Origin of the sequence: Flavobacterium agrisoli (genome assembly GCF_016522065.1) — a bacterium.
Classification (GTDB): Bacteria; Bacteroidota; Bacteroidia; order Flavobacteriales; family Flavobacteriaceae; genus Flavobacterium; species Flavobacterium agrisoli.
In genome coordinates, this window is sequence record NZ_JAEHFV010000001.1 from 721,481 (window position 1) to 733,458 (window position 11,978).

Annotated in this window: 11 protein-coding genes; 1 reads left to right on the forward strand and 10 read right to left on the reverse strand. The window is 32.7% G+C overall.

Annotated elements, in window-relative coordinates; all coding sequences use genetic code 11:
* The first annotated feature begins 86 nt into the window (after nucleotides 1–86).
* Nucleotides 87–935 carry a DUF4861 family protein gene (locus I5M07_RS02970; RefSeq protein WP_200104699.1) on the forward strand — a complete coding sequence of 283 codons (849 nt, stop codon included), beginning with the start codon at nucleotides 87–89 and terminating at the stop codon, nucleotides 933–935.
* A 113-nt stretch (nucleotides 936–1,048) separates the two neighbouring features.
* On the opposite strand, the gene I5M07_RS02975 is transcribed toward I5M07_RS02970, so the two are convergent.
* From I5M07_RS02975 to I5M07_RS03020, 10 genes are all read right to left on the reverse strand, one after another.
* Nucleotides 1,049–2,332, reverse strand: a complete 1,284-nt coding sequence (locus I5M07_RS02975) for an esterase-like activity of phytase family protein (protein ID WP_200104700.1) — start codon at nucleotides 2,330–2,332, stop codon at nucleotides 1,049–1,051.
* 350 nt (nucleotides 2,333–2,682) lie between these two features.
* Complete coding sequence (locus I5M07_RS02980) at nucleotides 2,683–3,135, reverse strand: hypothetical protein (RefSeq protein WP_200104701.1); 453 nt, start codon at nucleotides 3,133–3,135, stop codon at nucleotides 2,683–2,685.
* A gap of 244 nt (nucleotides 3,136–3,379) precedes the next feature.
* Nucleotides 3,380–3,571, reverse strand: coding sequence for a hypothetical protein (locus tag I5M07_RS02985; RefSeq protein WP_200104702.1), 192 nt, complete (start codon nucleotides 3,569–3,571; stop codon nucleotides 3,380–3,382).
* Between the two features lie 18 nt (nucleotides 3,572–3,589).
* Nucleotides 3,590–4,990: an exopolysaccharide biosynthesis polyprenyl glycosylphosphotransferase gene (locus I5M07_RS02990; RefSeq protein ID WP_200104703.1), complete on the reverse strand. Its 1,401-nt coding sequence runs from the start codon at nucleotides 4,988–4,990 to the stop codon at nucleotides 3,590–3,592.
* Nucleotides 4,974–5,417 (reverse strand): VanZ family protein, encoded by a 444-nt coding sequence (locus tag I5M07_RS02995; protein ID WP_200104704.1) that lies wholly within the window; start codon nucleotides 5,415–5,417, stop codon nucleotides 4,974–4,976. Before I5M07_RS02995 ends, I5M07_RS02990 begins: the two co-directional genes overlap by 17 nt.
* A 35-nt stretch (nucleotides 5,418–5,452) precedes the next feature.
* Entirely contained in the window at nucleotides 5,453–7,783 is a 2,331-nt protein-coding gene (locus I5M07_RS03000) for a GumC family protein (RefSeq protein ID WP_200104705.1), read from the reverse strand.
* A gap of 79 nt (nucleotides 7,784–7,862) precedes the next feature.
* Nucleotides 7,863–8,636, reverse strand: coding sequence for a polysaccharide biosynthesis/export family protein (locus I5M07_RS03005; RefSeq protein ID WP_200104706.1), 774 nt, complete (start codon nucleotides 8,634–8,636; stop codon nucleotides 7,863–7,865).
* Nucleotides 8,637–8,765: 129 nt separating this feature from the next.
* Entirely contained in the window at nucleotides 8,766–9,512 is a 747-nt protein-coding gene (locus tag I5M07_RS03010) for a glycosyltransferase family 2 protein (RefSeq protein ID WP_200104707.1), read from the reverse strand.
* A gap of 412 nt (nucleotides 9,513–9,924) precedes the next feature.
* Nucleotides 9,925–10,902, reverse strand: coding sequence for a UDP-glucuronic acid decarboxylase family protein (locus tag I5M07_RS03015; RefSeq protein ID WP_200104708.1), 978 nt, complete (start codon nucleotides 10,900–10,902; stop codon nucleotides 9,925–9,927).
* 109 nt (nucleotides 10,903–11,011) lie between these two features.
* Complete coding sequence (locus tag I5M07_RS03020; RefSeq protein WP_200104709.1) at nucleotides 11,012–11,905, reverse strand: glycosyltransferase family 2 protein; 894 nt, start codon at nucleotides 11,903–11,905, stop codon at nucleotides 11,012–11,014.
* Between the last annotated feature and the right edge of the window lie 73 nt (nucleotides 11,906–11,978).

The window sequence follows — 11,978 nt, forward strand, 5'->3', positions numbered from 1 at the left end:
TTCTACACTTAATCTTAAAATGCATTGTTATATTAAAAGGTTGTTTTATTTTTACGGAAATTAAAGTAACTATTTAAAAACAAAAGATGAAATTAGCAATACTACCTGCCCTTCTACTTGGATTTTCGTGTTTAGCGCAAAACAATACCGATACCAGCTTGTATATGAAAGCGGATAAAATAACCTATTTAAGTGATATTGGGTCTGATTCGGGAGATTTATACAAAACCATCGGACATCATGGTCCAGCAATTGAAAACGAATGGATGGCTTTACGAATTTACTTTAGCGAAAAAGCAGCTATAGACGTATACTCAAAAGCTAAACCCGGTTTAGAGTTGAAAAAAGCCAATTGGTATCCTACTCCAGAACAACAAAAAGAAGGTTGGGGAGCCGATTATTATAAAGTAGCCGCTACTGTTGGTTTGGGTGGAATTCGACTTTGGGATGGAGACAAGGTTGTGCCATTGAATCCAGTAACAAACCGTTTGGCTCGTGTGGGAAAAACGGAAAATACTTCTTGGATGGAAATGATTTCGAAAGGCGTTCCGTACAAAGGAAAAAAAGTAGATATCTTGGTTCGTGTTACAGTGCTTTCAGGAAAAAGAGATGCCAAAGTGGAAGCGGAATGTTTAACTGGTGAAAAAGTTCAATTTGTTACGGGAATCAACTACTTTAAAGATTTTCAAACTAAAAAAGGAAGCAATTATATCGCTGTTTGGGGAAAACATCCCGAAGATGTTGCTGCCGAAATTATCGAAGTGGGTGCCGCTATTAAATACAATCCGAAAGATTATGCCGACCAAAAAGATGATGGTACGCAGTATTTATTGATTTCAAAACCTGCAAAAACACTTGAAACCACTATTATATCTTCAAGTGCTAGAGAACAAGAATTGAATACCTTAGCTAAATTAGAAGCTTTTATAAAGTAATTTTTAGCTTTTTCTAATACAAAAAATGCGAGACTTTTACATCTCGCATTTTTTTATAATACTGTTTTTTTAATTTGAATTTCCGTTGGTTTTATTAGACAAAACAATGAAAATTAAAATTTAAGAATATACAATCTATTTCCGTCTCTTTCTGTTCCGGTGCTAGGTGAAAGGGTTTTCGCTTTTATTTTATTAGACGCATCACTCCAAATTCCAAAATCATCATCATTTATAATTCCGATTGTATTGGAATTAATTAACCAAATCCCTTCGAGTTTATCGTGCGGATAATTTCCTAAATATTTAAAAACATCTACTGCAAGTGTCTTGGTAACAGGTTTAATATTAGCCAATGCTAATTCTTCCCAAGTATTCGCTTCTAAAGCTTTACCATTAACCAAAAGACCGTTTTCTGCATTGAAATCATTTCCAGAAACATCTGTAGCTTGACTAATATCTATTTTATAAATGTGTTTCATTACAACTCCGTCTCCACTAAAATTACCGTCGCGTTCTACAAGCAAAAATTGAGTAGCACTAAGAGCGCAGATTTCCGAATTTGAATTGTTATCTAATTCTTGTTTGTATAAATATTGTTTGGTTTTTCCAGTAGCAATATCAAAAGTTACAATTCGGGTTAACGTTTTATTTATGGCTCCCGCATTCGAAGGATTGTACAAACGAGATTGCATAATACCCACTAAGGTTTTTTCATCTGGAGTAACAGCCAAACCTTCCATGCCGCGATTAGCCCATCTTTTAGCAAAAACAGCTGGTAATTTGCGGGAACCTGTAGTAATTCCCACCGGACTAATTCGTTCTAATTCCACACCTGTATCACTATAATGCACAATGTGTGGACCATACTCATCGGAAACCCAAAACGAACCATCTTTCATGGCTACCAATCCTTCAGAATCAAGTCCGTATTGATCGGTGTCCAAAATTGTATTGTTTAAATCGTACGGAATTTCACCTGTAGCACCATATCCTGCTGGATTTGGTCTACCGCTAATGGGAGTGCCTGTAGGTGTTTTAAAGAGAATTTCATTAAGTTTGGTTATGGTGCCATCGTTGTTTAATTTAAAATGACCTATGCGCGGTGTATAATTGGGTATTGGAAAATACTTTCCTCCCGTCGCATCAGCATTGGGTCCTCTATCGGTCATGGCATAAAATTCACCTTCATTGGTTGGATGCGCAAATGCGGCCGATCCAAAACCTCCGTTTCGAATTTCAACTCCATTACCTGTACCTAAAACACTGTAAGGCAACGATATTCCTGCATTAGAAATGGTTGGTAATACAAATTTTTCTACTTTATTATCTTCATTATTATCACAAGAAGAAATAAAAGCAGCCGTAAGCATGCAAACTGTAAAATGTATAAATTTCATAAAAATGGGTTATTTGTTAGAGGCACAAAATAACCATGTAAAAACAGGAAGGCTGTTAAGGAGTGATTAACAAAATTATAATTTTAAACTTCAAATGTTGCTCTTTTAATTAACCAAAAGAGTCAACAAGCTAAGAGCCAATTTTTAATTTTAACCCAAAAAAAAGGCCCGCAAATAGTTGAATTTGCAGGCCTTTTTGCGTGTTTTAAAAAGGGTAGACTTCATTTTTTAAATAAAAACACGAGTAATTAACTATTTTAATTATGTTATCTTCATATTGTTTTGGTTTTCAATTTATTAATTTTAAAAAAGTTCTTTGCTATTAGCAAAATACACCTCAAAATCAAAAATTACATCATATAGTAAAATGCTTTGTGAAGCATTTCGAGTTGACTTTTTGAGAGTTTAAATTTTAAAAATTTCTTTCGTGGTAATTTCGGAACGAAGTTTGGCGCACTACTAAAATATTCTTTTAAGTCATCACATATTTCGTTTTTGGTTTTGGATGCATCAATTAACATGAGTTCTTTAATCCCAATTATCATTCTTAAACTGGTATAAAGATGTTTACTGAACAAACAGAGCACAAAATTGGTATGAATGACTTCTAATTCAAAAAAAGCAACTAGTTCGGTATAATCATAGACCACAAAAACCGCGTAATCAAAATCAGCTGGTTTACACTGATTTTTTAATACCAAAGAATCTTCCGAAAATTCAAAATCGTTTTTGAACTTTCTTTTGAACATTTTTAAAAAAATCCCCTTATTATCACGAACTAAAACCGTTTCTTTTTTAATCATCGCTCAAGAATTTGTATTTGTCATTTTTATGGTATTTATAAATTAACAACTTGTAAATATTGAGTTCGAATGACAAATAGACATCTGCCTATACTGTTTTACAACAAATTAAAGAGCGAGCTTTTTTTGACAAGCGAATTGTGAATTGCATTATCATAGGGGCTTAGTATGATTTTGGGGAATGCGGAATTTTATTGAATACGATTAGATACGTTGTTTGAGGTAAGTAAACTAAAACAAAGTTTTAAAGTTGGTAATGTTCGGTAGGTTGCAAATTTTTCAATTTTTTAATTCGGTCGTTTAGTTTTAAAACACGATCCAATTGTTTTTGTTGAATGGTATATCTGGTATAATATTTATACCACTCTTTTCCGATAAAAAAGGCCGTCACAGAAACGCCTGTAAGCAAACCAATAAAGTAATTTGTAAAGTCCATGATTATTATTTTTAATAGTTAAAAAGCATTTTTATCTCCTTTTAAAGTAATTACTACTGTTAAGATGCAAATTTTCAAATCTTTGATTAAACTCCATCGTTGCACATATTCAATATCGGTGGTTACCCGGCGTTTCATATCGACCACTCTTTTCGTTTCGCCTCTTAAACCCGAAACTTGAGCCAACCCTGTAATACCGGGTTTTACGAAATGGCGCACCATAAAATTGTTGATATGCCCATTATAATCTGAAGTATGTTTAATCATATGAGGTCGAGGTCCAACCACACTCATTTTACCCATTAACACGTTAAAAAACTGTGGCATTTCATCTAAACTGGTTCTTCGAATGAATTTACCAATTGGCGTAATACGCGAATCGCCTCTTTTGGCCTGTTCGGTTTCATCGCCCATATCAGTATACATACTTCTAAACTTGTAGCACCAAAAGGGTTCGTTTTTTTTACCTGTTCGCAATTGTTTAAACAAAACCGGTCCTTTACTTTGTTTTTTAATGATAAATGCCAACAAAGGATAAAGCCATGATAAGATAAAAACGATTACTAATGAGCTAAATGCCAAGTCGAAAACACGCTTTGCCAATCGATTATACGCGTTTTGCAAAGGCTCATAACGTGGTTTTATTACGTGAAAATTATTTAAGTGTGTTGAATTGAAATGTTTTTTAGAAATTGACGAAAAATCGGGTACAAATTTCAAGCGCATACAATGTTTATCACCTAATTCAAAGAAATAATTCAAATCGTTAATAAAATCGGGTTTCGCTACAATATACAATTCATTAATTCCACTTTCGGAAGCTTTATGGATAGCTTCTGAAAGTGCTTCTGTGAACTTTTCGATGCTACCAATCTCTACATTTTCATTTTCATTGACAATTCCAACAAAGTCGATAAAGTATGAGTTCGATTCTAAATGAGCTGCCAATTCAATGCTCGTTTTGTTAAATCCCCAAATTCCGACCGTAAAAGGCTTAAAAACCCAAAATTTGATTCGTGAAATAACTATCGTAAAAAGAATTCGAGAAAATAAAAAATAACTAAACAAAAAACTTAGCTGAATTAAATTGGCTTTACTTCCGAAGAAATACAATACATTATCCTGAAAGACAAAAAGATAACTGTGCCATAAAATGCGTTGTGTAAAAAAGGCACGCCAGCTATTTTGGAAAAAATAATCTAAATTAAAAAGAACGTCAATCTTATACAATTGAAAATAAGATACGGTAAATAACCAGCTCAAAATGGTGATCGGTATCATTTTATCAAATAACAAATCACTCAATCCTATTTTCTCTTCATTTGCAAATTCTAAGAACAACACTGTTCCAAGTACCATGGCCAACATATCAAGGATGGCGCAGGAAATAATAAACGAAAATTTATGTCTGTTTCGCATGTCTCAATTTTTTCAATAAATGGTACATTAGGGCACCTACTACACTACCTATGATTCCGTAAAAAACATCCGCTAAATCCGGACTTCTGCTTTGAATTAAAAACTGTCCTCCTTCGGCAAGGCAAACAATTATCCCGGCAATGCCGATATTTTGAATAAAGTTGGGTTTTGTACTATGATGTCCATCTTTATCTGTTTTATACTCTGAGTTGATTTCTAATAAAAAACCCAAAGCCAAAAAAGGAACTGCTGTTCGCAAATTATAATAATGACTACTCCAATTTAAAAGCCATCGTGGCAAATAGTTTTCGTTAGAAAAATTGGGATCTGATAGCCACGAAAAGTAAAAAACCAACGCTATTACAAAGAGCAATAAAAGTGTGATGAATTTTTGTGGCATTTTGATAATCGAATTAGTTGTTTGCATATTTCGTTTTTTAAGTTTGTTAATAGTGCAAAAAATTAACTCTGTTTCCGTTTGTACCAAGGCTTTTTTTCTTGAATTTCTTGGTATTTGTAACCATAGTTCACACCATAGCCATAACCATAAGCCGTTTTCATATTGACGCCGTTAATTAAAATACCCACATTTTTCAATTGACCATTTTTAATGAAAGTATTGATGTTGGATAAATTGCTTTTATCGGTATAATCAAATTTTACTACAAAAGCCGTAACATCCGCCAATGGACTAAAATTGAGCGTATCTGAAACGATTTGAACGGGCGCCGAATCTAATATTATAAAATCATATAGACTTCTGGCTTCTTCTATAAGAGTTTCAAAATTGGAATTACTAATTAATTGCGATGGATTAGGTGGTGTTTGACCTGTGAATAAAATATCCAAGTTTTTAGAATACAAACTATCATTTTGAACAAAACCTTTCCAATCTTCATTTTTATTGGCCAAATAGTTGGTTAATCCTGCAGCTTTTTTATCGGTATTGAAATAATCGTTAAGCTGTGGATTTCGCAAATCGACTCCGATTAAAAGTACTTTTTTATTCAAATTACTAATTGTAATGGCCGTATGAAAAGCACAAAATGATTTTCCTTCGCCTTGAATACAAGAGGTAAAAAGTACCACATTTCCTTTCTTATCTTTATTTCGAGGAATTAAAAAGTACAGATTAGAAACCAATGCACGTGTTGCTTCGGCAATAATGGAATGAGAGGTTGCGGTATTGTCTAATTTTTCGCTAGAATTAATTTTAGGAATATGCCCCAAAATAGGTACATTCGAAACCACCTCGGTAATATCCTCGCCGTTATGCACTTTGGTATTTAAATAAAATCCGGCATATAAAATTCCGAAAGGAAATAAAAACGCCAACATAAAAGCACCTAACATAAAGGATTTAGGTTGCGGAAAAATGGCCGCATCATAATTGGTTTCAGGTGAATTTAATGTTTTAATATTGGAGTCTAAAATAGCACCATTCAACACTGCTTCTTCTCTTTTTTGCAATAAGGTCGTATAGGTTTCTTCTTTCAAACTCAAATCACTATCAATATTCCCTAAAATTTTATCATTGGTAGGAATACTTCGTACTTTGGCCTCGGCAATATTTTGCTCTTGCTTATAGGTACGGTTGGTTTGGTTTAAAAAAGATAAATACCCTTTTAGTGTATTTAAAATTTCTTGTCTTTGAATTTTAAGTTGCGACATTAAAGTGATATACGCTGGGTTATTAGTTTGCGCTCTTTCTAAGATAACTTGACCTTCCATCAATTTTTCGTTATATCGTAATAACATTTGATTTACGGTTGGAATCTCTAAATTGTAATCGGTTCCTAAAGTTTGGGTGATACCCGATTTTTGAATGTCGTTAATAGCATAATTGGTCAATCGAATTTGTTTTTCGTTAAGCATGGCATTTTCCATCTTTTGACTTCTATCGGCCGTTTTTTCAACAATATAATTGTCCAAAGCACTAATATCATTTACTTGCAAGTATTTTTCTTTTACACTTTTAATAGAATCTTTCTCTTTTGAAAAATCTTTAATTCTACGGTTTAAAAAGGTAACTGTGTTTTTAAAAACTTTTTGCTTGTTGGTTACAATATTATCATCTAACAGAAAAATAATTTCATTCAGAATTTTTCGAGACTGAATTGGATTGTTACTTACATGATTTAACTCGATCGTTCCTACCGACTCTTCATCTGACAAAACTTCTAATGATGATTTTAAATTTTTTAATGTTACCGCGGTAGGAGTTAGACTCACTTTATAATCACTTTCATAATAGATATAAGGATTTTTACGTGCCTTTCCTGCCAATTTAATTGTAAAAGGAAGTCCTTTTAAACTTTCAGTACCTTCATAACCTTTTATAGCAAATTCCTTTTGAGTCTTGTGATTGGTTACTAAAAATCCGTCCTTATTTATTTTAATATCAAAAGTAGCTTCTGGAAATTTATCGGCCGAAATCGTTGGCTCAATTACAAACGGAACTTGATAAAACGCTCCTTTATCCAACAAATACACTTTTTCAAAATAATTAATATTTAGATTAAGTTGATCGACAACATCCAGTAAAAACTCATTAGAAGTAATCAGTCTAATTTCATTTTCAACTTTTTCTTCGTTTGATTTAATTTCATTGTTGATGGTAATTATTTTTGATTTATCATCTTTCAATTTATCAATAAAAAGAACTGCCGTAGACTCATAAGTTGGTGGCGTAATTCTTATAAAAGCATAAGCTGCAGTAAGAAACACAATGAAGCTAAGTAAAAACCAAGGCCAGTAATGAAAATACTTTAAAAATGTTTTTTTTAAATCCATAATACATAAATTAATTTTAAACGATTTCTTTGGGTGTAATAATTTAGTCGATAAGCTCACAAAAGCGGCTCACTATCATCTAATTTACATTTACTATTAAAACTATAAGTGTGGCAATAGTAGCTGTAATACCTAACAATTGAAGGGGGTCTTTAATCAAACCACCACTATTGGCTTTGAGTTTATTTGGTGAAACCACCAACACATCATTTTGTCTGATTCGGAAATTTGGGTTGGAAATCCAGGAGGCAGTGGTAATATCAATATGGTACACCATTCTTTTTCCGTCGGCCTCTCGTATTAACTTAATATCTTGTCGAACAGCTGAATAGGTTAAATCGCCCCCCATACCAATAGCATCCAACAAGCTAATGGATTCTTCTGTAAATGGTTTTACGCCTGGTGAATTAACCTCGCCTAGTATGGTAAATTTATTATTAAGCACCCTAACTTGAACGGTTGGACTAACCAAATACCCTTCGTTTATTAATCGCCCTTTAATAAAGGTTTCTACATTAGCCGGTGTCATACCAACCACTTTTACTTCGTTTAAAATAGGCATAATGATAGTACCTTGAGGTGAAACTAAGTAGCCCGATAATTTCATCATTTCAACCGAATTTTGATTATTTTCTAATCCGTTATTGATGTTAAATGGAGCGGCAACTAATGGATTTAAATCGCCAACTTCTATTTTTAAAATATCGTTGGGTTGAATTTTAGTAGAGCCATAATTGATGTTAGAATTTGAAAACTGATCTACATCTTGCAAATACAACATTTGCTTTTTGGTTGTACATGATTGTAGCAATAAAAAACACAATCCGATGGCATAAAGAAAAATTTTGTTCATATTAGTTGCGGTTTTGATTAGTATTACCTTTATATTAATCAATTCGATCAATTTTAAAAGTATTTATCCTATTTGGGTTTACTTATTTTAAGGCTTATATTAGCATTAAACCAATTTGAGTTTATATTATTAATGAGCCAAATACTGTTTTAAAGCGTATGTTTTTTTTAATAAAACGGTTTGCATTGCGGTTAAACCATGATATTTGTAAATTTTATAATCCTCGTGGAGCACTTCAAAAGCACGTTTTACGCTGGTGCTCATTCCGCCCATTCTCATTTTGACAATGTAAATATCGATGTAAGCCATTTTGATTTTGTATTTATAGAGGTAACGAAGTAAAAACTCGGTGTCCGAAGCAATTTTAAAATCAAGGTTATAAAATCCATTTTGATCAATTACCGATTTTTTCAAATAAACCGTTGGATGTAACGGCAACCAACCTTTTTTGATTCGTTTGAGACTAAACCGACCTCCAATTCGGTTTCTAATCAGGCGTTCTTCTCTATCATTTGAAACATAAACCCCATTGCCATAAATGCCTTCTATATGGGTTTGCAATTTGAAGCGGTTTGCAATTTGCCTAACTACATTTTTATCATAAAACTCATCATCCGAATGCATTAAACCTATAACATCTCCTGTTGCCATTTGCAATCCTTTATTAATAGCATCGTACATTCCTTTATCTGGCTCCGAAATATATTTATCAATTCGGTCACCATAAGAGGCTATAATTTCTTTCGTTCCATCCGTAGAATTTCCATCTATTACAATGTATTCAATATCATCGTAATTTTGTTCCAACACACTTTCTATAGCCTTGCCAATTGTTGCTTTTCGGTTATAACAAACCGTGATTATAGTAACTCTCATAGCAATAATTTTTAAAAATTAAACATTTAGTTATGTGTAATTACCCTTAACAATTATATGTTAAAAGTAAAATAAAAGGATTTTAAAGAGTAAGTTTTTCGATGAAATACCGCAAAATTCGATTAAATCAACATCTTGATTTTCAATATTTTACAAGTGAAAAAATGTCCTGATGTAGGAAATTATATCACTTTTTTTGCCATGTATTTTTTTGTTTTTTAGTAAAAAAGTAGTGAGCAAAACTGTTTTGCAACTCTATTTGAATTTGCTGTAGCGTTTACAAAATGGATTGAGTCAATTTTGATGAATTTTAACCGAATTGCGTTTTGAAATCGGTTTAAAAATGCGAGTGAAATTAAGTTTCCTCTAAAGAAAGTTCGATATAAAAGGTGTTATACACCAACTTCCTTTTTTATACAAAAGCATAGCCGTTTAATTTGGATTTAGGTTGGTTTTTTAATAAATCATCAAAATAATTTATTGTACTCACCAAACCTTCTTTTAATTGTATATTAGGTTCCCATCCGTTTAAATGTTTTTTTGCCAAAGTAATATCGGGTTGTCTTTGCTTTGGATCGTCTTGCGGCAAATCGAGATGAATTATTTTGGATTTAGAACCAGTAAGTTCAATAATATTTTGTGCCAATTCAATCATCGTAAATTCATTCGGATTTCCCAAATTTACGGGTCCTAAAAAAGAAGGATCCGAATTCATCATTCTAACCATACCTTCTACCAAATCATCCACATATTGAAAAGAACGGGTTTGAGTTCCGTCTCCAAAAACCGTAATATCTTTATCTTGCAAGGCTTGCACAATAAAGTTAGAAACCACCCTACCATCTGCCGGATTCATATTAGGGCCATAGGTATTAAAAATTCGGATAATTTTTATGGCTACATTATTTTGATTGTGGTAATCCATAAACAAGGTTTCGGCACAACGTTTTCCTTCATCATAACAAGAACGAATACCAATTGGATTTACGTGTCCCCAATAATTTTCGGTTTGAGGATGCACTAATGGGTCTCCATAAACCTCACTCGTACTGGCTTGCAATACTTTTGCATTGACGCGTTTGGCTAAACCCAATACATTAATTGCTCCCATTACCGATGTTTTAATGGTTTTAATGGGATTGTACTGATAATGAACAGGAGAAGCTGGACAAGCCAAATTATAAATTTGACTAACCTCTGCAAAATAAGGCTCTGTGATATCATGACGTACTAATTCAAAATAAGGATTATCTATCAAATCGACAATATTTGATTTGGTTCCTGTGAAATAATTATCAAGACAAATTACTTCGTTGCCTTCACTCAATAACCTTTTACATAAATGAGAACCTACAAAACCGGCTCCTCCTGTTACTAATATTCGTTTCATATTATCTTTTTGAGTAAAATTTATAATGTATTAACTTTTCCATATACTGTTTCAAAAAACATTAAAATTTTAGGGCTGTTTTAGTATTTTAGATTGCGAATTTATCTCTTTATACATTTTCAATATCTATTTTGTAATTTGATTTAATAAATGCTTTTATTTTTTGAGGACTTTTGCCACAGGCTTTTTTTATTTCATAAATTTTAACATCTACTAATGTACGATACCACCAACCTTGAAAGAAATCCCACAAAAAAAAACCTTTTCCTTTGAGAAAACCTAATTTGAATAAATAGCGATACATAAAATATAAAAAGGAACGTAAGAATAAAGGTGAGCGAGCATAGCGTAGCTTATTGCCTCTTTTTTTTATGGCTTCGGCACCCATGTTTTGTGTTGCTACTACTTTATTACTTAGATTTAATTCAACATCCAATAAATCGATGGCTTCACGAATGGAATAACCGTTATGTTTCTCAATCCACCAGCCAAAATTATTGAGATTATAGTCTAAAAACTGATGTTGGAATTCTATTGTTTGACCATCGCTGATAATGATATGCTCGTCCATCCAGCGCTGTTCACAGGATCCTTTACCATATTCAAAAATGCGTAGCAATTTAAGGGGGTGCACCCAAGCACCAAAACAATACTGCTTACGATTTAGAATTATACCTGAAACTTGGGGAGCTAACTTCGGCAATTTGACTTTTACTTCTTCGATTAATTCGTGAGTAAAGTATTCATCGGCATCTAGGCGTACTACCCAACGGGTTGTAATCGGTAAATTTTGCAACCCCCAATTGAACTGTTTGGCATAATTATTCTCCCATTTGTGTTGGAAAACTTTGGCCCCTAAATGCTCGGCTATTTCTACCGTAGTATCGGTAGAAAATGAATCGACTACAAAAATTTCTTTTGAAAACTCTAGCGCATTTTTAACGCAACGTTCGATATGTTTTTCTTCGTTATAGGTAAGAATTATAGTTGTAATATTCAGCATATATATTGTATTTTAAACAGCAAATTAATTTTCGAGAAATGGATACTCAAATAAAATAACAATTTAAGTTAAT

Bases quoted from the DNA above. Each gene is read 5' to 3' on its own strand.
- I5M07_RS02970 (WP_200104699.1), top strand. From the start codon at position 87: ATGAAATTAGCAATACTACCTGCCCTTCTACTTGGATTTTCGTGTTTA.
- I5M07_RS02975 (WP_200104700.1), bottom strand. From the start codon at position 2,332: ATGAAATTTATACATTTTACAGTTTGCATGCTTACGGCTGCTTTTATT.
- I5M07_RS02980 (WP_200104701.1), bottom strand. From the start codon at position 3,135: ATGATTAAAAAAGAAACGGTTTTAGTTCGTGATAATAAGGGGATTTTT.
- I5M07_RS02985 (WP_200104702.1), bottom strand. From the start codon at position 3,571: ATGGACTTTACAAATTACTTTATTGGTTTGCTTACAGGCGTTTCTGTG.
- I5M07_RS02990 (WP_200104703.1), bottom strand. From the start codon at position 4,990: ATGCGAAACAGACATAAATTTTCGTTTATTATTTCCTGCGCCATCCTT.
- I5M07_RS02995 (WP_200104704.1), bottom strand. From the start codon at position 5,417: ATGCAAACAACTAATTCGATTATCAAAATGCCACAAAAATTCATCACA.
- I5M07_RS03000 (WP_200104705.1), bottom strand. From the start codon at position 7,783: ATGGATTTAAAAAAAACATTTTTAAAGTATTTTCATTACTGGCCTTGG.
- I5M07_RS03005 (WP_200104706.1), bottom strand. From the start codon at position 8,636: ATGAACAAAATTTTTCTTTATGCCATCGGATTGTGTTTTTTATTGCTA.
- I5M07_RS03010 (WP_200104707.1), bottom strand. From the start codon at position 9,512: ATGAGAGTTACTATAATCACGGTTTGTTATAACCGAAAAGCAACAATT.
- I5M07_RS03015 (WP_200104708.1), bottom strand. From the start codon at position 10,902: ATGAAACGAATATTAGTAACAGGAGGAGCCGGTTTTGTAGGTTCTCAT.
- I5M07_RS03020 (WP_200104709.1), bottom strand. From the start codon at position 11,905: ATGCTGAATATTACAACTATAATTCTTACCTATAACGAAGAAAAACAT.